Raw genomic sequence first — 23,687 nt, forward strand, 5'->3', positions numbered from 1 at the left:
CATTATAATATAAGCCATCAGTCAGGTCAACTAAGCGAGCTCACTTTTCCGTCATGAATAAGGCTGCTTGTCTATATAATGATGGAAAGGGGTGTTTCGTTTGATAATACTGATTCTCTTTACCGCACTTATCCTGGTTTTTTTACTCGGAATGAGCCTGCTCAGGCAGGGCCTGATCGCATTAACGTATTCAAAAATTGAGAAAAGCCTGCTCTTATTTACCGACCACCCTTTGAAAGCTTTTCTCATAAGCATCGTATTCACCGGTTTTCTTCAGAGCAGCTCAGCCTTCATGGTCATTGTCATCGGCTTTGTCAGCGCAGGCGCTTTATCTTTTAAACGGACCATTCCGATGATTCTCGGCACGAATGTCGGCTCCACGTTTACGACGGAGTTTTTAGCCATAAAGATGGATGTGCTCATTTGGGTGCTTTTTATCGGAGGCCTTGTGTTTATCCTCATCCGTAAATATCCGTTCAGGCAGATCGGTATAAGCTTCCTCGGTCTCGGCATCATCTTTTTTTGCATCACATGCTTCAGCCGGCTTGCCGTTCCGCTGACAGAAATGAAGGCGGGGGCGGAGGTTTTGCGCCATGTGAATGATTCGAGCTGGTCCGCTCTTTTTATCGGCATGATATTGACGGCAATCATTCATTCAAGCTCCGTCTGCATCGGCATTTTGATGAGTTTTATGAACGAAGGGGTGATCGGCATTGAACAAGCGGTCAGCGTCGTTCTGGGATCTAATATCGGGACATGCGTCACGGCCGTCATGGCTGCTGTTTCAGGCGGTTATGCCGCCAGACAGACCGCCGGTGCTCACGTAGTGTTTAATATTCTCGGCGTGCTGCTCGTCTTTCCCTTCCTGTCTGCATCAGCAGGTATTACGGAGCGCCTGTCTGATGATCCCGCGCAGATGATTGCGCATTTCAGCCTGTTATTTAACGTAGTCACCGCCTTATTGTTTCTGCCGTTCACACATTTGTTTTACCGGCTGATTGACAGGCTGATTCCTCCGAAACCGTAAAAAAACCGATGCGGGAAGGCACCGGTTTTTTTATCTGTTATGAAGACATGCGCATGTTTCGGGTCATTTCATCCTCAACGACGCGGACGAATTGTCCTTCGTTATACGGATAGCCCGCTTTTTGAATTTTGACTTTGACAAGTTTGCCGATTACATCTTCCGTGCCTTTGAAGACGACTTTCATGTAATTGTCCGTATAGCCGACGAACATGCCGTCCTCATCAGACTCTTTAAACGCCTCTTCCGGAATGATTTCCAGAACCTCCCCTTCATAATCGGAGGCGTATTCTTTTGCAAGCTGGTCAGACAGCGCAATCAGCTTATGCACCCGTTCGTTTTTCACGTTTTCGTCAACCTGCTCTTCCATTCTGGCCGCAGGTGTTCCGGTGCGTTTGCTGTAAGGGAATACGTGAAGCTCTGAAAACTTATGTTCTTTAATGAACCGGTATGTTTCCATAAATTCTTCTTCCGTTTCACCCGGGAAACCGACGATGACATCAGATGTGACGGCAAGACCCGGCAGCGCTTCTTTCAGCTTATTTAAACGGTCCGCGAAAAATTCCATCGTATATTTGCGTCTCATCCGTTTCAGAACGGTGTTTGATCCTGACTGAATCGGGATATGAAGGTGGCGGACGATTTTATCAGACGCATCCAGCACTTCAATCACTTCATCAGTGATTTGGCTTGCTTCAATAGATGAAATTCTGATCCGCTTCAGTCCTTCTACACGTGTATCAAGCTCGCGGAGAAGCTTGGCGAAATTATAATCTTTCATATCTTCGCCGTAGCCGCCCGTATGAATCCCCGTCAGGACGATTTCTTTATAGCCGGCATCCACCAGCTGCTGCGCCTGTTTAATGACTTCTTCCGGATCGCGGGAACGAAGCAGGCCGCGCGCCCAAGGGATAATGCAGAACGTACAGAAGTTGTTGCAGCCCTCTTGGATTTTTAACGACGCTCTTGTGCGGTCAGTAAAAGCGGGAACATCCAGCTCTTCAAACACGCGTGCTTTCATAATATTGCCGACGCCGTTGATCGGCTGACGCTCTTCCCTGTACTGCTCAATGTAACCGAGCATTTTTTCACGATCCTGCGTGCCGACGACGATGTCAACACCCGGGATGGCCATAATTTCTGCCGGAGAGGTTTGCGCATAGCACCCTGTTACGCAGATGACGCCGTCAGGATTTTGGCGGATCGCCCGTCTGATGACTTGACGGCTTTTTTTATCTCCCGTGTTTGTTACCGTACATGTATTAATGACATATACATCTGCTGTCTGTTCGAATTCTTTTCGTTCATAACCCGCATCTTTAAACAGCTGCCAGATTGCTTCTGTTTCATAATGATTGACCTTGCAGCCAAGGGTATGAAAAGCAACAGTTGCCATTACTGATCACCTCTTAATAACTCTGTATGATAGGAAACTGCGCTTAACGCGTAAAGAGGCGCAGTTTCAGTCCGTAAAATTCTCGGTCCGAGGCCGCATAAGACGGCGCCTTTTTCTGAAAGCTGATGAACTTCAGACTCAGTCAGACCGCCTTCAGGGCCGAATACGATTAAAAGAGACGAACCTTGCGGAAGGCTTTTAAGCTCCGCGGCGAAAGCGCCCGTTTCTCCCTGCTTTGATGACTCCTCGTATGCAACGACACATTTATCGACATTCTCCGCCATTTCAAGCAGCTGCCGGAACGTATGAACGGTTTTCACTTCGGGAATTTCATTGCGGTACGATTGCTCCGCCGCTTCCTTCGCGATTTTCGCCCATCTCTCCCGCTTTTTCTTTGCCTTTTTGTCGTCTAGCTTAACGACGGATCTGGCGCCCTGAAAGGGGATGAACATACTAGCCCCCAGCTCGGTCCCTTTTTGGATAATCCATTCAAGCTTATCGCCTTTCGGAAGGCCGCTGGCAATCCTGATTTTTAACGGCAGTTCACGGTTTTCACCCGTCCATTCAGCAATGCTGCATGATATATGATCTTTAGAAACCGCTTTGAGCAGGCATAACGCTTCATGGCCGTCTTTCGAACAGCAGATTATCCGGTCTCCCGCACTCATTCTCATGACGTTCGCTATATGGTGGACGTCTTCCCCCGTAATTTGAAAATCGGGAGTTTCGTCCATCTCCTGCTTCGTGAGCTCGATAAAATATCGTTGCATACGCTGTGACACCTACTAACTGTTATTTTTTCGCGATGATGCTGACCCAATCTTCCATAGACAGAATTTCTGTGATGGTAAAGCCGGCTTTTTCCAACGCTTCTTTTACTTCCTGTTTTTTCTGGCCGATAATGCCTGAAGTAATAAAATGGCCTCCGTCTTTGAGCAGGTCATACGCCTGTGATGTAAAGCGGAGAATCACTTCCGCCAGAATATTTGCGACAATGACATCATGTTCGCCCGTGATGCCGTCTAACAAATTGTTCTGCTTCACTTCGGCCGTATCACTCACTTTGTTCAATTTTAGATTCAGACGCGCGCTTTCAACAGCGACCGGATCAAGGTCATACGCATGAACCGATTCGGCCTCAAGCATGGCGGCCGCGATGCTTAAAATTCCTGAACCGGTGCCGACATCAATGACACGGTCGCCTTTTTGAACGATACGCTCAAGCGCCTGAATGCACAGAACGGTTGTCGGATGCGTTCCCGTTCCGAATGCCATGCCCGGATCCATTTCGATAATCAGTTCATCGGTATTCACGGGTGTGTACGTTTCCCATGTGGGTACGATCGTGAATTTTTCAGAAATTTTCACCGGATGATAATACTTTTTCCAAGCTGTCGCCCATTCTTCTTCATTAACTTCAGAAATGGTGATTGTGTTTCTGCCTAAATCAATGTCGTACAAAAGCAGATTATTAATCGTCTCTTTAATGCCGTCCACCGTTTCGCCTAGGAAACTGTTGATCGGCAGATACGCTTTGACAATGACACCCTCATCGGGGTAATCATTGGGGTCGAGCTGGTAGATTTCCCCGTAAACATTCTCACGCTCTTTCATTAAATCAAGCGGATCTTCGATGACAACCCCGCTCGCACCAGCTTCATGCAAAATATTTGAGATGGGTTCGACCGCTTCATGTGTTGTGTGAATGCTGATTTCGGACCATTTCAAAACTACCAACTCCTATCCAATCATTACTCGCCTTTAAATGCGCGTTTTACTTTGTCAAAGAAACTCATTTCTTGTTCATCCGGCAGGTTTCCGCTGACTTCAGCGAACTCGCGGATGATGTCTTTTTGTTTGTCTGTCAGATTCGTCGGTGTGACGACGCGGACGACAATGTGCTGGTCGCCTTGTCCGTAGCCCCGGACGTTCTGAACGCCTTTGCCTCTTAATCTGAATTTCGTGCCGGTTTGTGTGCCGGCAGGTATTTTCAATTTCACTTTTCCGTGAAGCGTCGGCACTTCCACTTCGTCTCCGAGTGCCGCTTGGGCAAACGTTAACGGCATTTCGCAATAAATATCGTCTCCGTCGCGTTCAAAGAACTCGTGGGCGCGCACATGGAATACGACAAACAGATCTCCCGCAGGCCCTCCGTTTACGCCAGGTTCACCTTGACCCGGAACGCGCAGCTGCTGTCCGTCATCCACACCGGCAGGAATCGTGACATTGATTTTTTTCCGTTTTTTCACTTTGCCCGTGCCGCCGCAGTCAGAACACTTGTTTTTGATGATTTTTCCTGTTCCTTCACAGTGGTGGCAGACTCTTCGGTTAACCACTTTGCCAAACGGCGTGTTCTGTTCGACGTTCAGCTGGCCTGAACCTCCGCAGTGCGAGCACGTATCCGGCTTTGTTCCCGGCTTTGCGCCCGATCCTTTACATGTTTCGCAATTCTCTTCGCGCGGAATTTCAATGATCGTTTCTTTTCCGAAAGCCGCGTCTTCAAATGACAGGGTCATTGTATACTGCAGATCCGCGCCTTGCCGCGGCGCATTCGGGTCACGGCGTCTCGTGCCGCCTCCGAAGATGCTTGAGAATATGTCATCGAAACCGAAGCCGCCGAAGTCTCCGCCGCCTCCGAAACCGCCGCCGAATCCCTGGTTAGGGTCTGTATGGCCGAATTGGTCATATTGAGCGCGTTTTTGGTCGTCTGAGAGCGCTTCGTACGCTTCTTTTACCTCTTTGAATTTTTCATCTGCTCCGGATTCTTTATTGATATCAGGATGATATTTTTTTGAAAGCTTCCGATAGGCTTTTTTGATTTCATCCTTTGAAGCGCTCTTACTTACCCCAAGCACTTCATAGTAATCACGCTTACTCATCTCGCTTCACTCTCCCGAATTTCTCACATAAATTAGATTGTATCATTTTGAATTATGTTTTTTCAATTCCTTTTATCCCGGGCAAGAAAAAAAGTCAAAGCCAAGAGATGCCTGACTTTGACTTTCTGTCTGTTGAATCAGAATATGCTGTGTGTTCTTCCGCCTATAGCCATGCGGGAAAGAACTTATTTTTTCGTTTCGTCGTCTTTTACTTCTTCGTATTCCGCATCGACAACGTTGTCGTCCGCTTTTTTGCCTTCAGCGTTTGCTGCGCCTTCAGCCTGCTGCGCTTTTGCCGCTTCTTCATAAAGCTTCATAGAAAGCTCTTGAACGATTGTTTGAAGCTCATCTTTTTTCGCTTTGATGTCTTCAATTTCGTTTTTCTCGATAGCGGCTTTCAGCGCGTCTTTCGCGTCGTTTGCTTTTTTCACTTGCTCTTCGTCCACTTTGCCTTCCAGATCTTTTAATGTTTTTTCCGTTTGGAACACAAGCTGGTCAGCTTCGTTGCGGACTTCGATTTCTTCTTTTCTCTTCGCATCAGCGTCAGCGTTTTCTTCCGCTTCTTTTACCATGCGTTCGATCTCATCATCAGAAAGACCTGAAGAAGATTTGATTGTAATGTTTTGTTCTTTTCCTGTGCCTAAGTCTTTCGCTCTTACGTTTACGATACCGTTTTTGTCAATATCGAAAGAAACTTCGATTTGCGGTACGCCGCGCGGTGCAGGCGGGATATCAGTAAGCTGGAAGCGGCCGAGCGTTTTGTTGTCCGCAGACATCGGGCGCTCACCTTGAAGCACGTGAATGTCAACAGCCGTTTGGTTGTCAGCTGCAGTTGAGAATACTTGAGACTTGCTCGTCGGAATTGTCGTGTTGCGGTCGATCAGTTTCGTGAACACGCCGCCCATTGTTTCAATACCGAGAGAAAGCGGTGTAACGTCAAGAAGAACAACGTCTTTTACGTCTCCCGTGATGACGCCGCCTTGAATCGCTGCACCCAGTGCTACAACTTCATCAGGGTTTACGCCTTTATGCGCTTCTTTACCCGTTTCTTTTTTGATTGCTTCCTGTACGGCAGGTATACGTGTTGATCCGCCGACAAGGATAACTTTGTCGATTTCGCTCGCAGAAAGATCCGCATCTTGAAGAGCCTGACGGACAGGAGCCATTGTGCGCTCAACAAGGTGAGCGGAAAGCTCTTCGAATTTAGCGCGGGTCAGTGTCAGCTCAAGGTGAAGAGGACCTGCTTCTCCCGCTGTGATAAACGGTAAAGAAATTTGTGTAGATGATACGCCGGAAAGATCTTTTTTCGCTTTCTCAGCCGCATCTTTCAAACGCTGAAGCGCCATTTTGTCTTTTGAAAGATCAATGCCGTTTTCTTTTTTGAATTCTGCTACGAGATGATCGATGATGACTTGGTCAAAGTCGTCCCCGCCAAGACGGTTGTCACCGGCAGTTGAACGGACTTCAAACACGCCGTCGCCAAGTTCAAGAACAGATACGTCAAACGTACCGCCGCCAAGGTCGTAAACAAGAATCGTTTGGTCTTCGTCTGTTTTATCAAGTCCGTATGCAAGCGCTGCTGCAGTCGGTTCGTTGATAATACGCTCTACTTCAAGACCGGCGATTTTACCGGCATCTTTTGTCGCTTGGCGCTCTGCATCGTTGAAGTATGCAGGAACCGTGATAACAGCTTTTGAAACTGTTTCGCCGAGGTAGCTTTCAGCGTATGCTTTCAGATGCTGAAGGATAATAGCTGACACTTCTTGAGGCGTGTAATCTTTTCCTTCGATTTCCACTTTATAGTCAGTACCCATATGGCGTTTGACAGACATGATTGTGTTAGGATTTGTGATTGATTGGCGTTTCGCCACTTCCCCTACTTGGCGCTCGCCGTTTTTAAATGCAACGACTGACGGAGTCGTACGGTTTCCTTCAGCGTTGGCGATAACTGTAGGCTCTCCGCCTTCAAGCACTGCCACACATGAGTTTGTCGTACCCAAGTCAATTCCGATTACTTTACTCACTTTGAATTACCTCCTGCTATGTAGTTATTGATTCACTTTTACCATTGAAGGACGGATGACGCGATCCTTCAGTTTGTAGCCTTTTTGCAGTTCTTCGATAACAATATTGCTGCCGAAGTTTTCATCCTCCACCTGCATGACGGCTTGGTGAAGGTTCGGATCAAATTCCTGACCGACAGCTTCGATGGCTTCAACACCTTCTTTTTCAAGTGCGTCCATCAGCTGGCGGCGGACCATTTCCATACCTTGCAGCAAGCTTTTTGTCTGCTCGCTTTCAGCTTCTACCTGTAACGCCCGTTCAAAGTTGTCGAGAGCCGGAAGGATTTCCGTTACGACGTTTTGAGAACGGTATTTCTGAGCAGCTTCCATTTCAAGGCGGCTGCGTCGTTTATAGTTTTCAAAGTCTGCTTGAACACGCAAAAGCTTGTTTTCTTTTTCATCAAGCAAACCCTGCAATTCATCAATTTGGTGCTGAAGGGCTTCTTCCTGACCTGCCGTTTCTTCATGCTGCTCTTGTGAAGCCGCTTGTTCTGCCTGTTCTGTCACTTCTTCTTGTTCTGCTGCTTCGACCTGTTCTGCGGTTTGTTTTTCTTCTGACATTGTGTTCACCTCCCTCAAATGCTGTAAAAAGATGACTGAAAATGATTGCCAAAATTCCCTTATTCATCATACAAACTTGTGAATGCTTTTGACAAGTCCGAAGTCACGTGCTGCAGCAGGCTGACGACTCTTGAATAATTCATGCGCGTCGGCCCGATGATGGCGATTGATCCGATCTGCTTCGTATCAACAGTATAGGTGGCCGTGATTAAGCTGCAGTTTTCCATTTCTTCGTAGTCGTTTTCTTTCCCGATTTTGATTGAAATCCCGGCTTTTGATGACTGAAACAGCTTCAGAACATCCTGCTCTTTTTCAATTAAAGATAAGAGCGAGCGGACCCTTTCAATATCGTGAAACTCCGGCTGATTCAGCATGTTGATCTTTCCGCCGAAAAACAATTTCTCAACGTGGGCCGCCGGATGGAATGTGGAGCGGAGCGATTCAAGTATGCTGTCATAGTTGGCGATATGCTGCCTTAAATATGTGACAACCTCTTTGAAAATGCGCTCATTCAGTTCGTCCATCGGCACGCCCGCTAATCGATCGTTTAATATATTGACCAGTTTTTCAATATCGGCCAAATCCACTTTAGCCGGGAAATTGATGGTGCGGTTTTCGACATGCCCCGTGTTCGTGACGAGGATGGCGACCGCCTTATCCGGCTGGATCGGAACGATTTGAATCTGTTTAAGATAGTTCTCGCTCAGCGTCGGCCCGAGGACAATCGATGTGTAGTTTGTCAGGTCGGACAGGATTTGCGCTGATTTTTGGACTGTTTTTTCCAGCTCGAAGATTTTTTCTTTAAATATCGAGTGAATTAAATCCAGATCGGTTTTTGTCAGCTTGACGGGTGACAGCAAATGATCGACATAATACCTGTACCCTTTTTCCGACGGAATCCGTCCTGAGGATGAATGGGTTTTTTCAATAAAGCCCAATTCCTCCAAGTCAGCCATCTCGTTTCTGATCGTTGCAGAGCTGAATGTAATCTCGTCTTTTTTTGAAAGAGTTCTTGATCCTACAGGCTGCGCTGATTGTATAAAATCATTAATAATCACTTGCAGGATCAACAGCTGACGATTTGTTAACATCATCATCACCCCTGTTAGCACTCAAGGTCAGCGAGTGCTAATTCTATATCAAAAGTAACAAACCAAAAGAAAAATGTCAATTATAACTCACCCAAAAAAGCGCCAAAAACCTCATTTCCTAATAATTTGCCCTCATGCGTTAATGCAACCGATTCTTCCGTGTCACAGATCAGGCCTTTTTCGGTTAAATCTTTGAGAACATCGGGAAACAGTTCGTCGACCGAGCGTCCGAATTTATCGAGAAAAGCTTGCTTTTGTACGCCGGACATTTTTCTGAGACCGAGGAACATTTCTTCTTCAATCTGCTCCTCCCGTGTCACCTCGTGCGTGTCACGGTAAGGCAGTCCCTTTTCTTCGATGAGCTGAATGTAATGTTTCACAGGCCCGGCGTTGACGGTGCGCGTGCCGCTGATATACCCGTGAGCGCCTGCGCCAAAACCGAAATACGCTTCATTGCTCCAATACGTCAGATTATGCTGCGACTCGTATCCGGGCTTTGCAAAGTTGCTGATTTCATATTGACGGATGCCCGCTTCACTCATCTGCCTCATGACCGTTTCATACATCTCGGCCTCTTGTTCTTGCGCCGGGAGATGCAGGCGGCCTTTTTGCATTAAATTATAAAACACCGTTTTCGGCTCTACGATCAGCGAGTAAACGGAATAGTGCTCCGCATCAAGAGACAAAGCCGTTTTGACGGAATTGTCAAGATCGGCCAGCGTCTGACCCGGCAGGCCGAACATCAAATCGAGACTGATGTTGTCAAAGCCGAGAGCCCTCGCACGTTCAAAGGAAGTGAATACGTCCTTTTGTTTATGCACTCTGCCGATTTTTTGTAAAAGCTCACCTTCAAAGGTTTGAACACCGAAGCTCAGCCGATTGACACCGGCATTTTTCATGATTTTTAATTTTTCCGGGGACAAATCATCCGGATTCGCTTCCGCGGCAAATTCTACGAGTCCGTCAGAAGGCTCCAGCACGCGGTGAATGGAATCCATCAATTTTTCCAGCTGGGCGGGTGAGAGCGATGTCGGCGTGCCTCCCCCGATGAAAATCGTGCGGAGATCAGGGCGTCCCGTCCGTTCTATTGTATTTATCATTTCCTTTTCGAGTGAGTTTAAGTACTCATCGACAGGCTGGCTCTGAATAAAATATTTATTGAAATCGCAATAGTGGCAGATATGCTCACAAAACGGAATATGAATATAAGCTGATTTCATTTTGAAACACCTTCTTCTTTACAGAAAGAAGCCGCAGCGCGGGACTGCGGCGGCTTCCGTTATTTTTTCGGGCTGTCATCCATTTTAAGAACGGCCATAAACGCTTCCTGCGGCACTTCTACCGAGCCGACCTGCTTCATCCGGCGTTTTCCTTCTTTTTGTTTTTCAAGAAGCTTCCGTTTCCGCGAGATGTCTCCTCCGTAACATTTTGCAAGGACGTTTTTCCGCATGGCCTTAATGGTTGAGCGGGCCACGATTTTCTGTCCGATCGCTGCCTGCACGGGCACTTCGAATTGCTGGCGGGGGATCAATTCTTTCAATTTTTCGACGATGACTTTCCCGCGCTCGTATGCGTAATCGCGGTGCACGATAAACGACAGCGCATCAATTTTTTCTGCATTCAGCATAATGTCCATTTTGACGAGTTTGGACGGTTTGTAGCCGATCAGCTCGTAATCGAAAGAGGCGTACCCTTTCGTGCTGGATTTCAGCTGATCAAAAAATTCATATACGATTTCCGCAAGAGGCATCTCATATACAATGCTGACTCGGTTGGCGTCTAAGTACTGCATATCGATAAAGTTGCCCCGTTTCCCCTGACAAAGCTCCATAACCGCTCCGACGTAATCGTTCGGTACCATCATCGTCGCTTTGACATAAGGTTCTTCCACCCGCTCTATTTTCTGCGGGTCAGGCATGTTTGACGGGTTATCCACGATGATCTTTTCGCCGTCCGTCATATAAACGTCATAAATAACGCTCGGCGCGGTCGTAATAAGGTCAATTTTAAATTCCCGTTCAATCCGCTCTTGAATGATTTCCATGTGAAGCATTCCTAAAAAGCCGCAGCGGAAACCGAAGCCGAGGGCTTGTGACGTCTCTGCCTCGTATTGAAGAGATGAATCGTTCAATTCAAGTTTTTCCAGAGCTTCGCGCAAATCATTATATTTGGCTGTGTCAATCGGATAAAGTCCGCAGTATACCATCGGATTGAGTTTGCGGTAGCCCGGAAGCGCTTCTGCCGCAGGCTTAACCGCGCTCGTGATCGTATCACCGACACGGGTGTCGCCGACGTTTTTGATTGCGGCTGTCAAATAGCCTACGTCACCGACTGTCAATTCGTCAGCCGGCTGCGCTTTCGGCGTGAAGACGCCGACTTCGATGACTTCAAACTCTTTTCCGGTTGCCATCATTTTAATTTTCTGGCCCGGTTTGACCGTTCCTTCTACGACTCTGATATACGCGACGACTCCGCGGTACGCGTCATAAAGCGAGTCAAAGATGAGCGCTTTCAGCGGAGCTTCCGGATCTCCCGCGGGAGCCGGCACTTTTTCTACGATCTGTTCTAAAATGTCTTCGATGCCGATGCCCGCTTTCGCTGAAGCGAGGACGGCGTCTGAAGCGTCAAGGCCGATAACGTCCTCAACCTCTTGACGCACACGTTCTGGCTCTGCGCTCGGAAGATCGATTTTATTAATGACAGGAAGAATCTCAAGATCATTATCAAGCGCCAGATAGACGTTCGCCAATGTCTGCGCTTCTATTCCCTGAGCCGCATCAACAACGAGAATCGCGCCTTCACAGGCAGCCAGGCTTCGCGAAACTTCATATGTAAAGTCGACGTGTCCGGGCGTGTCGATGAGATGGAATATATATTCTTCTCCGTCTTTTGCTTTGTATTTCAGCTGAACGGAATTTAATTTGATGGTAATTCCCCGTTCGCGTTCAAGGTCCATTGAATCAAGCAATTGTTCTTTCATTTCCCGCTGGGTGATCGCCGATGTTTTTTCTAAAATCCGATCCGCCAAGGTCGATTTGCCGTGGTCTATGTGGGCGATGATGGAGAAATTCCGGATTCTTGACTGCCTCTCTAAACGCTTTTCTTTATCTGTCACAATCTATCACTCCTACTATTAAACGCAAAATACACTAGCTTAGATTATATCAATAGGATTGTAAACATTCAATTAAAACAAGAAAGAGAAAAGCTTCCTTTAAGGAATCATCCGCTTTTCTCTTCATCAATGCTAACGGTTCAGTTTCGAAACCCACTCATACATCGCCTGTGCCGAGTCCGTCACGGTATTTGAAAGGGTTTCTCCGGCTTTTGAAAACAGGTTGAAGGTTTCTGCCTGTTCCAGCTGTTTTTGTTTTTCTTCCAGATCTTTCGCCGTAACGGTTTGCCCCAAAATGGAAGCTTCTTTTTCCTGTCCTTCTCCGCCGCCGAGCGTGAATGCTCCTTTTAAGGAGGGATCTTTGTATCCTTTCATATCAAGCATTCCGCTGTTTGCCTGCTGCATGCCGAACAATACGCCGACAAACATGACAATGGCGATCAGCAGGCATTTGCCGGTAAAACGGATCATTTGCATCACCTGATTTCTATTGTTTTTTCTTCTCTCCTGATTGCGAGCTGACCTTGTCTGCATCCCAGTACAGTTCGCTGAATACATCAGCCACGGCATCTGATGCGCGCCTCAGTTCTTCAAGATTGTTATCCACGCCCCCGAATTCCAGCAGAAGCGACCGGTCGTTTAAATCCTGGTTGTACACTCCATTATCTCCCGGAGAGCCTTTTGATAAAACACCGACGCTTAAGCCTGGGTATTTTTTCTCCATCAGCTTATGAAGTTCACTTGCGAGTTTATAGTTTTCTTCAAAATTAGCGCTTTTTTTGCCGACGACGATGGCGACCCTGGCATAGCTTTTTCCTTTGATGTCGGCTGTCGTATTTTTCTTGCGGCGGGAATCCCGGTGAATGTCTATGGTATATTGCAGGTTTTTATTTTTGGCGAGCGCGCTTTTTACGACTGGCCTTGATTCGTCGTAGCTTCGCGCATAATTTAAACCGTCTTTGTTCAGGCGGGCCTGAATGTCGGTTTTATCTACGGTCGCTCCTACACCTTGCGCTTCAAGCGCTTTTCCGAACATATCTCCGACAAGCGTGACATTGGCCTTCGAATGGCGGGCGTTATCCGGATTTGTTTCCCCCTTTAACAGAGGAAGATAGGATTCGGTATTATGAGTGTGGTAAATAAAAACGACTTTTTTGCTGCCTGTTGAATGTTTCGGCGGCGCCTTTTCTTCTTTTTTCGTTTTGTTTTCGATTTCTGCCAGGTTCACTTCTTTTTCTTTTTCCATCACCTTTGACGGCGGCGGGGATTCAGCAGGCATATTCGTATAATCAGTCCCCTGCCCCGCCAGAAGGATCTCCGTATCGTATTGGGCAAATCCCGGCAGCTCACGTCCCAAGAAACTCCGCGGGTCTTCCATATTAATGCTTGTCGCCAGTTTTAAGGAAAGCCGGGACAGCTGAAAAGAGTCTTTTTCAGGAAGCTCTGAGGCGAAATAATGATTTTCCATACCGAGGAGGTGTGCAAACGCGTCACCCGGAAGTTCTCCGGCAATTCCGTGAAGAGAATCCGAAGAAAGCCTCAGTTCAGGGCGAAGCGATGTGAGCACACCCGATAATACGAAAATAACGATAAGGCTTGTCATAAACAAAAACATGCCCTTGAGCGCATTTCCACCGTTTACTGCAACGACAATTTGACGGTTTCTGCGTTTTTTTCTCATGATTTGAATCCCTCCAGCGCTTGTCTAGTAATTACTCTATGAACAAGCTAGAGGAGGTAGAACCATTTTAATGATTATAAGAACCTTTGTTATCTTGTGACACTTTTTCATGAAGGGCGGTGTTTAACCCGTTTGCAAGCACGTTCGCCATATCATCAATAAAGGTGTCAATCTCCTTCGGCGTGACCATCAGATTATGGCCGAGCGGAGAGAGCACTTCGTGAATCAGCTGGCGTTTTTCGTTTTCGTCCAGTGTGCCGACAATACCGAGAAAGGATTGGCGTTCTTTTTCTCCGGGAAGGTCTTCGTCTGTCAGCACCTTCTTTTTGCCGAAGTTCATTCCGGCGGGCACCAGAGATCTTGACGGGCTGTCATCTTTCATCTCTCTGCCGAAATGCTTTAATATATAATCCACCGTATCGCTCGCGATCGTAACCGCATCAACGACAGTCGGTACCCCGATTGCGATGACGGGGATGCCGAGCGTCTCCTTGCTTAATTCTTTTCTCTTATTGCCGACGCCTGATCCCGGGTGAATGCCCGTATCAGAAAATTGGATGGTCGTGTTCACCCTTTCAACGGCTCTTGCCGCAAGAGCGTCTACCGCAATCACAAAATCCGGCTTTGATTCTTTGATCACACCTTGAATAATATCGCTCGTTTCAATTCCCGTTAATCCCATCACACCGGGAGCAAGCGCGCTGACCGGCCTGTACCCTTCCTGTACGTTTTCCGGCTGAAGCCTGAACAGATGCCTTGTCACAAGAAGGTTTTCGGTCACGAGAGGGCCGAGCGCATCCGGCGTCACATTCCAGTTGCCGAGACCGACGATCAAACAGCTTGCATCCTTTGGAATCTTTAATGCCGACAGATAGGCGGAAAATTCCTCGGCAAACACTTCCGTTACTTTTTCCTGCATGTCAGAGTCGTGTTCCCGAACCCCTTGAGCCTCGATCGTGACATAGCGTCCCTGCTTTTTCCCCGATAGCTCGGCGCCTTCTTTGGTAATATCGACGGTTCTGACTTTAATGCCGCCCTTGTCGCGTTCTTTTTCAATAAACCCGTTTATTTCTTTTGTCTGACCGGCTTGTCCGTCTTTTACCGCCTGTTTCGTTTCTACCGCTAAATCCGTCCGTATCAGAAATTGATTGACATCCAGTTCATTGTTTTTCACAGGAAAGACCTCCTTCAATCATCGTGGTACATAGTGTGGCCATTTACAAAACGAATCATGCGAATTTACCCATCAACGAAAAATACTTTACATTTATATTGCAATCTAAAGTTCTGTTTGATAGAATACAATTTGTTCTATTGTGAAGAAGATTTAACCTTAAGACACTGTGCTACAGGTTGTATCTTAGGAGGTGAAACACATGCCAAACATTAAATCAGCGATTAAACGTACAAAAACAAACAACGAACGCCGCGCTCATAACGCGACAATCAAATCTGCTATGCGTACTGCAATCAAACAAGTTGAAGCTTCTGTTGCTAACAACGAAGCGGATAAAGCGAAAACTGCTCTTTCTGAAGCAGCGAAACGCATTGATAAAGCAGTGAAAACAGGTCTTGTACACAAAAATGCCGCAGCTCGATACAAATCTAGACTTGCGAAACAAGTGAACGGACTTTCTGCATAATACAAAAACGATCCCTTTAACGGGGATCGTTTTTTTCATTCAGTCCGGAGAAGCTCAAGGAGAAAGAGCTCCAGCAAGAGCTGCTTGTCCTTTTTCCCCGTTTTCATTTCATAATCCATTACTGCGAGCCTTTCTATAATACGCCGCAGCTCTTCTTCAGAAAATAGCCTCGCCTGATCCATCGCCAGCTTTACCCGGAAGGGGTGCACCTTTAAGTTGGAAGCGATTTGCTTTTGGCCGTATCCTTGTCCCGCAAAATACTTTGTCTGCATAATCAGACGGAATTGGTTGGCGATCAGCGCCATAATTTTGATCGGTTCTTCGTTTTGTTTTAAAAGATCATAAAATATTTGAAGACTTTCCGTCCGTTTTCGGTTCACGATTTTGTTGATCAGCTCAAAAATATTCTGCTCCAAACTTCTTGCGACAAGCTCCCGGACATCTTCAAGCGTGATCTCATGTCTGTCACCGGTGTAGGCGGAGAGTTTTTGTATTTCCTGATATATGGAAGACAGATGGCCGTTTGCAAGCAGAACCAAATGCTCGGCAGCTTCTGTATCCATCGTTTTATTTTCGGATTTCGCCAGATTAATCGTAAAATCAGTCGTCTCCTTTGCATTCAGCTCCTTAGCTTCAATCATAAGGGCTTTTTGCTTCAGCGCTTTCGTCAGCTTTTTCCGTTCGTCCAGCTTTTCATACGGAGCCACAATCACAAAGACCGTATAAGGCGCAGGCTCCTTCAGGTAAGTCTCCAAAGCGCTTGTATTATGCTCTATTTTTTCTTTCTTTTTTTCCCCTGTTAAAAAAGACGGATTTTTTACGATAACCAGCCGCTTCTCTCCCATAAACGGAAACGTTTCCGCATCGGTTATGGCCTGGTCAAGCGGATCCTCTTCAAGATCAAAAACAGACAGGTTAAAATCTTTAGTCTCCTCATCAACGACAGCTTGTCTGATCCGGCTGACAGTCTCTTGGAGCAGATACGTTTCTTTTCCGTATAAGCAATAAACGGAGCGGACATCCCCTTTTTTCAGGGCTTTCCAAACATCAAATACCATGATCGTATGACTTCCTCTCTTTCTTGATCCCCTTCTATCCTAAATTGAGTTCGGCAAATAGTAAAGAGGAAGCTTTAAAAAGGACAGCTTCCTCATTTATAATAAACGCCTGATTCACAAGCTCCCGGGTCTGCTTGTAAAAAGGCGATAATCACAAGAACAGAAAACGTTACCATCACTTCTAGATTTTTCAAAACAATTCCAGTATACTTAGGGAAGTCAGGAGGGATGAAATTGAATGATTTTGAAAAAAACGTTCAAAGCAAACGAAATGATGCTGTTGACTCAGCTGTCGGTTTTGTCGTGTCCTTCGGATTTTTCGCCTTTTTGTTCGTGATGGCAACAGCCATCCATCTTATCGGCTCTTAGCCGCATTCCGGGCTGCTGTCAATCGGCAGTCTTTTTTACTTCTTGCGCCCTGGTTTCTTCTATATCATATGGAGGGAAGACGGAAAACGTTCCGGCGCCTTTTTCAAATCTGTATTGAATCGTTCCGCTGATATCGGTGCGAAGCACATTGACAGAGTACGCCTTCAAACGATCCAGCACTTCTTCGTGCGGATGATGGTATCGATTCTCTTTTCCTGCTGAAATCAGCGCTGCTTCCGGCTGAAGCTGTTTCAAAAAGGCTTCACTCGTTGAGCTTTTGCTGCCATGATGACCCGCCTTCAATATATCAGCCTTCAGTTTCGGATACGTTTTCAGCACTTCTGTTTCGCCGTCCGATTCTAAATCTCCCGTCAAAAGCCAGCTCACTCCGCCTAAGACCGTCCAAAGCACCAGTGACGAATCATTTTTACTCTTTCCGTCAGACGACTCCGGAGACAGCACCTGAAACTGAAGATCACCGGCTGTAATGGTGTCGCCCCGCTTTGCTTCGGCAACGGGAATGTTGTTTTCTTTCGCCATATTTAATATGTTCTGATCCTTCGGTTCTTTTACGAATCCCACGGGGACAATTAACCGTTTGACTCTATGATTTTTGATTAACACTCCGGCTTCCCCGATGTGATCCTGATCCGCATGGGTTAAAATCAGCGCATCCAGCTTTTTCACCCCTTTTCCGTTTAAAAACGGAATCAAAACCTTCTCGCCGATAGAATACGGGTGGCGTTTTTCTTTCCATGATTCTCCGGGATAAGCAATCACTCCCCCTGTATCAACCATTACGGTCCCTTTGCGGTGCGGCGCGCTTATAAACAGCGAGTCTCCCTGCCCGATATCAAGCATATCCGCTTCTCCCCATGGGCTGAAATACGGACGGCATATTAAATAAGCCAAAACCGCGCAGAAAAAAAGAGCCGATTTCCTGAGTTTTAAAAAACCTCCCTTTTCTAAAGCCGCAAAAAGCGTAAAAACGGAAACCGCAAGCAGAAGAAGGGAAAGAAAGTCAGGCTTTAACACAATCATAGTAAATAAATCAATGGATGCCGCATATGTAATGAAATCATGCACAGGCTTCATCACAAGGTCAAACATATTAAACAAACATTCTCCCATCTGCCTTGAAAGTAAAAGAAGAAGGAAACCGATGACAGAAACCGGAATGACAAATAACGTATAAAATGGCACCATCACCATATTCATCGGAAAACTGGCAAGTGAAATTTGCTGAAAATGATAGAGAAGAAACGGAAGTGAGCTGAGCTCTGCGATGAATGAGGCCATCGCAAGCCCGGCAAGTCTGCTTTTCCCTGCTTTCTTTAAAATGGGGGATGACAGAATTAAAGAGGCGCTTACCGCAAAGGAAAGCTGGAAGCCCGCCTGCCAAAGGAGGTAAGGATTAAACAGCAGGAGCAGCAGATAAGACAGAGACAATGCAGCAGAGGAATGAATGCCGCGTTTAACAAGAGTTCCGGCGATATAAAATCCCAGCATGAGGGATGCGCGCAATACGGATGGGGCGGCACCGCTCAGCAGCGTATAGACCGGCAAAAACAGCAGCAGCAACATCCCCGCCTTTTCTCTAGTCAGCCCGATTCTGATCAGAGCATAAAATAGTCCCGCCGTAATAAGACCGACATGCATTCCGGAAATCGCCATTAAATGAACGACTCCCAAATTTTGATATGCACTCAGTATATCGTCTTCTATAGAAAATCTTTCACCTAAGGTCAGCGCTTCAACAATTCCGGCGGAAGATTCAGGCACGTGATTCCGAATGATCGAAATCAAATTTTTTCTGATGCTCAGCAGTTTAAACAGCGGCTGTTTGGATTTTTCACACTGCTGAATAGAAGTCACGGTAAATAACCAGTGAATCTGCTGAGAGTAAAGATAATCCTTATAATCAAAACCCCCGGGAATCGTCGCATGTGCAGGCTGTTCCAGAGAGCCTGTAAACGTGCAGCGCATCCCCGGTTCAAGCTGTTCAATGAGTCTCTTTTCCTCAAGAGACCGGATTTTGTACGAAGCCGCCCATTTTTCCTTGTCATGTGTACGGATAACGGCTGACATTTTCGCTCCGTCAACCTTCGGAATATTAGTGATGACGGCCTGTTCAGTATAACTGCCGGCCTGATACCGCGTTACATTCGCAGCGTCACAAACCGTATAAAGAAAGAAATAAACACAAAAAGAAACGAGGCAGACAACAACCGGAGCAGGCTGCTTTGTTTTTATCATAATAAAGAGAAGATACAGAAGAAAAAGGAGCAGAACCCAGAAGACATGAGCGGCGGCAATTCCCGCAGTTGCAGAAACCGCCGCCAGAGGCAGAAGAAGGTATTTATATTTCATTTATACGTAACTGGTAAACAGCTCATTGGCCTGTTCATGAATTTTTTTCAGTTCATCTGCCTTAACTCCCGCATCAGATAATTGCTGAATCAGACCTGCGACAAAAGACAATTTTTCGCGGTTTTTCAGATCGATGATCATTTCATCAAGTTCGACCTGCTCCACCTTGACTCCGGCTTGGCTGAACAGCTCTTTTGCATAAGGCTGTGTTTTGTAATCTTCGGCATAATAGACCGTTTTGATGCCTGCCTGGATAATTGATTTGCAGCATTGAATACAAGGATAATGTGTCACATAAATTTCGGCGCCCTCCGTCGGAACACCGAACTTAGAACATTGCAGAATCGCATTCATCTCTGCATGTATGGTCCTCTGGCAATGATTATCTATTAAAAGGCATCCTTCATCAGCGCAATGGACGCCGCCGGCGATTGAGCCGTTGTATCCGCCGGCAATCATCCGCTTATCTCTGACTACGGTTGCCCCGACTGACAGTCTCGGACATGTGCTTCTCAGCGCCAGCAAATGGCTTTGCGCCATAAAATATTGATTCCATGAGATTCGTTCCACAAGTGTTCCCTCCAAAAAGTCTTGTTGCTTTTCTAAGTTTACATAGATTTAAGCAGAACCGTCAATTCACTTTACCGTAATGGAAGTTTTTATCCGCTCAAATGACTTTTCTCCAAAGCCTGATACCTTCATCAAATCTTCAGCAGTCTGAAACCGTCCGTTTTCTTCTCGGTAGGCGATAATGGCTTCCGCTTTTTTCTGCCCCACCCCGGAAATTGCCTGAAGTTCGTCCAAAGATGCCGTATTGATATTGACAGCTGCATTTTCCTTTTCACCAACTGCTGTTTTCGGATGATTCCCCTCTTCGCCTTCACTCGGAATATAAACAATCGTCCCGTCCTGCAGCTGCTCTGCTAAATTAACATTCAATTCATCCGCCTTTTTCTTCAGGCCGCCGGCTTTTTCAATGGCTTGCGTCACTCTGTCTCCCGCTTTCATTTCATACACGCCGGGATTTCGGACCGCTCCTTTCACATCAATCATAATCTTATCGTCTGCGGTGTCTTTTTTGTCCGCGACGGATGCGGAGGCTGTTTGACCGAGCACGGACTGCTGTTTGACCGGCTCTTCCTTTTCAGAACGAAACAGCCAAATACAGATAAAAACTGCCCCTGCCGCAAGACAAGCGCCCAGAATTTTCAGGTTCCGCCGCATCCGCTCCGTCATCATCGCTTTCGTCATATTGCATTGCCTCCCCGCATAAGGTTTAGAGGATTAAGGGAAAAAGGAGGGGAATTCATTGAAAATAGGCTTTATCGGCACCGGAAACATGGGAACGATCCTGATTGAATCGTTTATCGAATCAAACGCTGCCGATCCCTCACATATCACCATCACAAACAGAACAATCGAAAAAGCATTAAAACTAAAAGAACGTTTCAGCGGCATCCACGTCACCGAGGATCAGGAAAAGCTCGTACAGGATAATGAAATCATATTCATTTGTGTAAAACCGCTGGATATATATCCTTTGCTGAAAAAACTCACACCGCATTTACGGAAAGATCACATTTTAATCTCCATTACCAGCCCCGTTCAGACGGATCAGATTGAACATACGGTTCCGTGTCAGACGGCCCGCGTCATTCCGAGCATTACGAACCGCGCCTTGGCCGGCGTCTCGCTTGTTACGTTCGGCAAAAGCTGCAGCGAGTCTGCAAAAGCGGATATTCAAACGCTGTTCACTCATATTTCAAAACCTGTGGAAATCAGCAGCGGCATTACAAGAGCGGCGTCAGACATTGTCAGCTGCGGGCCCGCTTTTATGAGTTATCTCGTTCAGCGCTTTATTGACGCGGCAGTGGAAGAAACGGACATCACCAAAGAAGAAGCCGTGATTATGTCGACAGAAATGCTTGTCGGTCTCGGAAAGCTTCTTGAAACGGGGCATTACACGCTTCCCGCCTTGCAGGAAAAAGTATGCGTAAAAGGCGGCGTCACCGGAGAAGGACTGAAGGCTCTCGAAAGCGGCGTTCAGGATATGTTCAATCGTGTCTTTCAGCGTACACATGACAAATACGATGAAGATATATCGTTAGTGAAGAAGCAATTTCACGTGTAACTGAGTATGCCATAAAGAGCTTTATCGCGCCAATCGCAAAAAATGCATTTTAAAAACCATCGTTCCGTTTAAACGATGGTTTTTGGTTTGCCTGCCGTAAAGAAAAGACGTTCAGACTCTGTTGAAGGAGGCCGGTCTGTAAAATCAGCCGTCACTTTCTTCAATTCAAATCCGGTCTCTGCAAGCATTTGTTTATATTCTTCAATGTAAAATGTTTTTTGCTCATGCGTCTCGTCATAGCGGTCATAAGATTGTCCGTTCCATACGAAAAAGGACATATCATGGATGACAGAAAGCTCTTCATCGCCGGCAAAGCTTTGCCAGATATAGCTGATCTGCTCATCCTGATCCGCATGGGTGCTGTCCGGAAAAAGCTCCGTCATTTTATACGGGGAATGGACGTCAAACAGAAGCAGGCCGCCCTCCTTCAAAACTTGAAAAACACTTTTGAAGGTGCTTAAGACATCATTTTTCGTTTTTAAGTAATTTAGGGAATCACAGCAGATGACTACGGCATCAAACTGTTCTTCAAAACCGGAAAGCTCTCTCATATCCTGCTGGAGAAAAAGAATCGGCTTTCCCGTTTTTTTCTGCTGGGCACAGCTCAGCATATCTTCACTCAAATCAATCCCCGTGACTTCGCAGCCTTTTTCAGCAAGCCTGATGGATATTTCTCCGGTTCCGCAGGCAAGATCAAGCACCCTTCCCTTTTCCGGAAGAGACGCTTCGATCCAGCCCGCCCATTCATCATACGGCGCATGGGACATTAACTCGTCATATACACCGGCGAAGCCTTGGTAGATCATGAGTTCAAGCCGAGTTCAAGCTCTGCGAGCGGCGCGTCGCCCCATAGCTTTTCAAGATTATAGTAGCTTCTTTCATCTTTATGGAAAACGTGGACAATGACGTCGCCGAGATCAACTAAAACCCAGCGGGCCTCATCAAACCCTTCCATCTTTTTGACATCAATGCCGTTTTCTTCTGCCTGATCTTTAATTTCGCGCGCAATGGCCTGAACCTGTTTATCAGAATTCCCGTGGCAGATTAAAAAGTAATCCGCTACAAGTGAGATTCCTTCCATGTCCAGCGCTAAAATATCTTCTGCACGTTTATCGTCGCATGCTTTTGCCGCGATTTTTAATACGGAAGCTTGATTCATTTTCCATATTCCTCCTGTCGTTTTTGAGACACCAGCCAGTTATAGGTTGCAAACGTCTCCGGAAAGACCGGCTGGTTTTTTTTCATCAGAAATATCATTGTATTTTTCATCGCTTGTATGAGCGCTTCGTTCAGATCTGTTTCCGCCAGACGGCGCACCTCTTCCACTCCGGGAAAGTGGCGGCCGGGTTCAATGTAATCCGCAACGTAGATGACTTTGTCTAAAAGGGTCATTCCGGGACGCCCTGACGTGTGATAGCGGATCGCATCCAAGATCTCGGGATCAGTGATCCCCGCTTCTTTCTCAGCCAAATACGCTCCCACAGGGGCATGCCACAGCTCGGCATTGTAATCCAAGAGCTCAGCCGGCATTTTTTCCCGCACGATGATCTGCTTCATTTCTTCTTTCGGCCGGAATTTTGCATAATCATGAAAAATAGCCGCCATTTCCGCTTTTTTCGGATCTGCTCCGAATCGGCCTGCGAGAATAACCGCCGTATCTGTCACGCCGATTGTGTGGATGTAGCGATGCTCGGTCAGCTGTTCTTTGACGCAGGCAAGTGCTTCCTCACGATTCATATAAATCATTCTCCTCTATATACTGCCTCACTTTATCCGGCATTAAGTATTGCGTCGGCTTTTTTGCTTTGAGACGTTCTCTAAGCATCGTTGACGAAACGTCAAATTCCGGAACGTCGGCAAAAAGCAGAGGGTACGGGGTCTCGATATGATACCCCGGGCGCCGCACTCCGATAAATTGAATGAGCGTGAGCAGTTCGTCCAATTTGTACCATTTCGGCAGATATTCAATCATATCCGCCCCGATAATAAAGAAAAGCTTGTCGTTCGGGTGCCGCTCCTTCAGTAAACGGACGGTATCATAGGTATAAGAAGGGCCTTTCCGGTCCATTTCCGCAAGCTCAAGCTTAAAGAAGGAATTAGAGCTGATGGCAAGCTTCAGCATCTCCACCCGGTGCCGGCTGTCTGTAAAGTCTTCATTCTGCTTATGCGGCGGGATTTTATTGGGCATAAACCAAATCTCATCGAGCTCCGCCTGATGAAGGACTTCATTAGCCATCAGAAGATGTCCGTTGTGCGGAGGGTCAAATGTGCCCCCGAATATTCCGATTTTCTTCATGTCAACCACC

The 23,687-nt window shown here is 46.7% G+C and carries 23 protein-coding genes and 2 pseudogenes; 4 read left to right on the forward strand and 21 right to left on the reverse strand.

The genetic code is table 11. From position 1 onward, the window contains the following. Nucleotides 1-100: 100 nt before the first annotated feature. A complete protein-coding gene (locus tag L3V45_RS12420; RefSeq protein WP_032856881.1) occupies nt 101-1,027 on the forward strand; it encodes a Na/Pi symporter in 927 nt (308 codons plus the stop codon). A gap of 37 nt (nt 1,028-1,064) precedes the next feature. Here L3V45_RS12420 and mtaB read toward each other — a convergent pair whose 3' ends face one another. From mtaB to gpr, 12 genes are all read right to left on the reverse strand, one after another. Then, nucleotides 1,065-2,420: a tRNA (N(6)-L-threonylcarbamoyladenosine(37)-C(2))-methylthiotransferase MtaB gene (mtaB, locus tag L3V45_RS12425; protein WP_058906192.1), complete on the reverse strand. Its 1,356-nt coding sequence runs from the start codon at nt 2,418-2,420 to the stop codon at nt 1,065-1,067. Beyond that, nucleotides 2,420-3,190 carry a 16S rRNA (uracil(1498)-N(3))-methyltransferase gene (locus L3V45_RS12430; protein ID WP_003152900.1) on the reverse strand — a complete coding sequence of 257 codons (771 nt, stop codon included), beginning with the start codon at nt 3,188-3,190 and terminating at the stop codon, nt 2,420-2,422. Before L3V45_RS12430 ends, mtaB begins: the two co-directional genes overlap by 1 nt. 22 nt (nt 3,191-3,212) lie before the next feature. Beyond that, entirely contained in the window at nt 3,213-4,148 is a 936-nt protein-coding gene (gene prmA, locus L3V45_RS12435) for a 50S ribosomal protein L11 methyltransferase (RefSeq protein WP_003152897.1), read from the reverse strand. Between the two features lie 23 nt (nt 4,149-4,171). Further along, nucleotides 4,172-5,299 carry a molecular chaperone DnaJ gene (gene dnaJ, locus L3V45_RS12440; RefSeq protein ID WP_003152895.1) on the reverse strand — a complete coding sequence of 376 codons (1,128 nt, stop codon included), beginning with the start codon at nt 5,297-5,299 and terminating at the stop codon, nt 4,172-4,174. 185 nt (nt 5,300-5,484) lie between these two features. Continuing rightward, the gene (gene dnaK / locus L3V45_RS12445) at nt 5,485-7,323 is read right to left on the reverse strand and encodes a molecular chaperone DnaK (RefSeq protein WP_003152893.1); all 1,839 of its coding nucleotides are present in this window, start codon (nt 7,321-7,323) and stop codon (nt 5,485-5,487) included. 24 nt (nt 7,324-7,347) lie between these two features. Then, a complete protein-coding gene (gene grpE / locus L3V45_RS12450) occupies nt 7,348-7,923 on the reverse strand; it encodes a nucleotide exchange factor GrpE (RefSeq protein WP_003152892.1) in 576 nt (191 codons plus the stop codon). Between the two features lie 59 nt (nt 7,924-7,982). Then, nucleotides 7,983-9,014 carry a heat-inducible transcriptional repressor HrcA gene (gene hrcA / locus L3V45_RS12455; RefSeq protein WP_003152889.1) on the reverse strand — a complete coding sequence of 344 codons (1,032 nt, stop codon included), beginning with the start codon at nt 9,012-9,014 and terminating at the stop codon, nt 7,983-7,985. A gap of 80 nt (nt 9,015-9,094) precedes the next feature. Then, entirely contained in the window at nt 9,095-10,234 is a 1,140-nt protein-coding gene (gene hemW / locus L3V45_RS12460; protein ID WP_165625722.1) for a radical SAM family heme chaperone HemW, read from the reverse strand. Between the two features lie 59 nt (nt 10,235-10,293). Then, entirely contained in the window at nt 10,294-12,129 is a 1,836-nt protein-coding gene (lepA, locus tag L3V45_RS12465; protein ID WP_013352938.1) for a translation elongation factor 4, read from the reverse strand. 132 nt (nt 12,130-12,261) lie between these two features. Continuing rightward, nucleotides 12,262-12,600 carry a YqxA family protein gene (locus L3V45_RS12470; protein ID WP_003152882.1) on the reverse strand — a complete coding sequence of 113 codons (339 nt, stop codon included), beginning with the start codon at nt 12,598-12,600 and terminating at the stop codon, nt 12,262-12,264. Between the two features lie 16 nt (nt 12,601-12,616). Then, a complete protein-coding gene (gene spoIIP / locus L3V45_RS12475; protein ID WP_069013540.1) occupies nt 12,617-13,810 on the reverse strand; it encodes a stage II sporulation protein P in 1,194 nt (397 codons plus the stop codon). A gap of 67 nt (nt 13,811-13,877) precedes the next feature. Beyond that, nucleotides 13,878-14,984, reverse strand: coding sequence for a GPR endopeptidase (gene gpr / locus L3V45_RS12480; protein ID WP_003152878.1), 1,107 nt, complete (start codon nt 14,982-14,984; stop codon nt 13,878-13,880). A gap of 202 nt (nt 14,985-15,186) precedes the next feature. On the opposite strand from gpr, the gene rpsT reads away from it, so the two are divergent. Continuing rightward, nucleotides 15,187-15,453 (forward strand): 30S ribosomal protein S20, encoded by a 267-nt coding sequence (gene rpsT, locus L3V45_RS12485; RefSeq protein ID WP_003152876.1) that lies wholly within the window; start codon nt 15,187-15,189, stop codon nt 15,451-15,453. 16 nt (nt 15,454-15,469) lie between these two features. Here rpsT and holA read toward each other — a convergent pair. Then, nucleotides 15,470-16,511, reverse strand: a pseudogene (gene holA / locus L3V45_RS12490) (DNA polymerase III subunit delta). A gap of 39 nt (nt 16,512-16,550) precedes the next feature. Further along, nucleotides 16,551-16,705, reverse strand: a pseudogene (locus tag L3V45_RS12495) (hypothetical protein). A gap of 40 nt (nt 16,706-16,745) precedes the next feature. Between L3V45_RS12495 and L3V45_RS12500 the strand changes: the two are divergent. Further along, a complete protein-coding gene (locus L3V45_RS12500) occupies nt 16,746-16,880 on the forward strand; it encodes a YqzM family protein (RefSeq protein ID WP_003152870.1) in 135 nt (44 codons plus the stop codon). A gap of 18 nt (nt 16,881-16,898) precedes the next feature. Here the strand turns inward: L3V45_RS12500 and L3V45_RS12505 are convergent, their stop codons facing one another. From L3V45_RS12505 to L3V45_RS12515, 3 genes are all read right to left on the reverse strand, one after another. Further along, complete coding sequence (locus L3V45_RS12505; RefSeq protein ID WP_234949402.1) at nt 16,899-19,250, reverse strand: DNA internalization-related competence protein ComEC/Rec2; 2,352 nt, start codon at nt 19,248-19,250, stop codon at nt 16,899-16,901. After that, the gene (locus tag L3V45_RS12510; RefSeq protein WP_003152868.1) at nt 19,251-19,820 is read right to left on the reverse strand and encodes a ComE operon protein 2; all 570 of its coding nucleotides are present in this window, start codon (nt 19,818-19,820) and stop codon (nt 19,251-19,253) included. It abuts the gene before it with no gap. A 66-nt stretch (nt 19,821-19,886) separates the two neighbouring features. Beyond that, on the reverse strand, nt 19,887-20,501 hold the full coding sequence (locus tag L3V45_RS12515; RefSeq protein WP_043867297.1) for a helix-hairpin-helix domain-containing protein: 615 nt from the start codon (nt 20,499-20,501) through the stop codon (nt 19,887-19,889). Between the two features lie 58 nt (nt 20,502-20,559). Between L3V45_RS12515 and comER the strand changes: the two genes are divergently transcribed. After that, nucleotides 20,560-21,381, forward strand: coding sequence for a late competence protein ComER (gene comER / locus L3V45_RS12520; RefSeq protein WP_014305449.1), 822 nt, complete (start codon nt 20,560-20,562; stop codon nt 21,379-21,381). Nucleotides 21,382-21,449: 68 nt separating this feature from the next. Here the strand turns inward: comER and L3V45_RS12525 are convergent, their stop codons facing one another. Genes L3V45_RS12525 through L3V45_RS12540 form a run of 4 tightly spaced genes read right to left on the reverse strand, consistent with a single transcriptional unit; the run spans nt 21,450 to nt 23,677 of the window. Continuing rightward, nucleotides 21,450-22,187, reverse strand: a complete 738-nt coding sequence (locus tag L3V45_RS12525; protein WP_014305450.1) for a class I SAM-dependent DNA methyltransferase — start codon at nt 22,185-22,187, stop codon at nt 21,450-21,452. Continuing rightward, a complete protein-coding gene (gene rsfS, locus L3V45_RS12530; protein ID WP_003152864.1) occupies nt 22,184-22,540 on the reverse strand; it encodes a ribosome silencing factor in 357 nt (118 codons plus the stop codon). Before rsfS ends, L3V45_RS12525 begins: the two co-directional genes overlap by 4 nt. Next, complete coding sequence (gene yqeK / locus L3V45_RS12535) at nt 22,537-23,118, reverse strand: bis(5'-nucleosyl)-tetraphosphatase (symmetrical) YqeK (RefSeq protein WP_003152863.1); 582 nt, start codon at nt 23,116-23,118, stop codon at nt 22,537-22,539. Before yqeK ends, rsfS begins: the two co-directional genes overlap by 4 nt. Then, complete coding sequence (locus tag L3V45_RS12540; protein WP_003152860.1) at nt 23,108-23,677, reverse strand: nicotinate-nucleotide adenylyltransferase; 570 nt, start codon at nt 23,675-23,677, stop codon at nt 23,108-23,110. The genes yqeK and L3V45_RS12540 overlap by 11 nt, the downstream gene beginning before the upstream one ends. Between the last annotated feature and the right edge of the window lie 10 nt (nt 23,678-23,687).

The sequence above is a fragment of the Bacillus sp. R45 genome (assembly GCF_021729365.1).
Taxonomy (GTDB): Bacteria; Bacillota; Bacilli; order Bacillales; family Bacillaceae; genus Bacillus; species Bacillus velezensis.

Excerpts from the sequence above, each read along its gene's own strand:
- mtaB (WP_058906192.1), bottom strand. The coding sequence starts at position 2,420 with ATGGCAACTGTTGCTTTTCATACCCTTGGCTGCAAGGTCAATCATTAT.
- L3V45_RS12430 (WP_003152900.1), bottom strand. The coding sequence starts at position 3,190 with ATGCAACGATATTTTATCGAGCTCACGAAGCAGGAGATGGACGAAACT.
- dnaJ (WP_003152895.1), bottom strand. The coding sequence starts at position 5,299 with ATGAGTAAGCGTGATTACTATGAAGTGCTTGGGGTAAGTAAGAGCGCT.
- grpE (WP_003152892.1), bottom strand. The coding sequence starts at position 7,923 with ATGTCAGAAGAAAAACAAACCGCAGAACAGGTCGAAGCAGCAGAACAA.
- hrcA (WP_003152889.1), bottom strand. The coding sequence starts at position 9,014 with ATGTTAACAAATCGTCAGCTGTTGATCCTGCAAGTGATTATTAATGAT.
- hemW (WP_165625722.1), bottom strand. The coding sequence starts at position 10,234 with ATGAAATCAGCTTATATTCATATTCCGTTTTGTGAGCATATCTGCCAC.
- L3V45_RS12470 (WP_003152882.1), bottom strand. The coding sequence starts at position 12,600 with ATGATCCGTTTTACCGGCAAATGCCTGCTGATCGCCATTGTCATGTTT.
- spoIIP (WP_069013540.1), bottom strand. The coding sequence starts at position 13,810 with ATGAGAAAAAAACGCAGAAACCGTCAAATTGTCGTTGCAGTAAACGGT.
- rpsT (WP_003152876.1), top strand. The coding sequence starts at position 15,187 with ATGCCAAACATTAAATCAGCGATTAAACGTACAAAAACAAACAACGAA.
- L3V45_RS12505 (WP_234949402.1), bottom strand. The coding sequence starts at position 19,250 with ATGAAATATAAATACCTTCTTCTGCCTCTGGCGGCGGTTTCTGCAACT.
- L3V45_RS12515 (WP_043867297.1), bottom strand. The coding sequence starts at position 20,501 with ATGACGAAAGCGATGATGACGGAGCGGATGCGGCGGAACCTGAAAATT.
- L3V45_RS12525 (WP_014305450.1), bottom strand. The coding sequence starts at position 22,187 with ATGATCTACCAAGGCTTCGCCGGTGTATATGACGAGTTAATGTCCCAT.
- rsfS (WP_003152864.1), bottom strand. The coding sequence starts at position 22,540 with ATGAATCAAGCTTCCGTATTAAAAATCGCGGCAAAAGCATGCGACGAT.
- yqeK (WP_003152863.1), bottom strand. The coding sequence starts at position 23,118 with ATGAATCGTGAGGAAGCACTTGCCTGCGTCAAAGAACAGCTGACCGAG.
- L3V45_RS12540 (WP_003152860.1), bottom strand. The coding sequence starts at position 23,677 with ATGAAGAAAATCGGAATATTCGGGGGCACATTTGACCCTCCGCACAAC.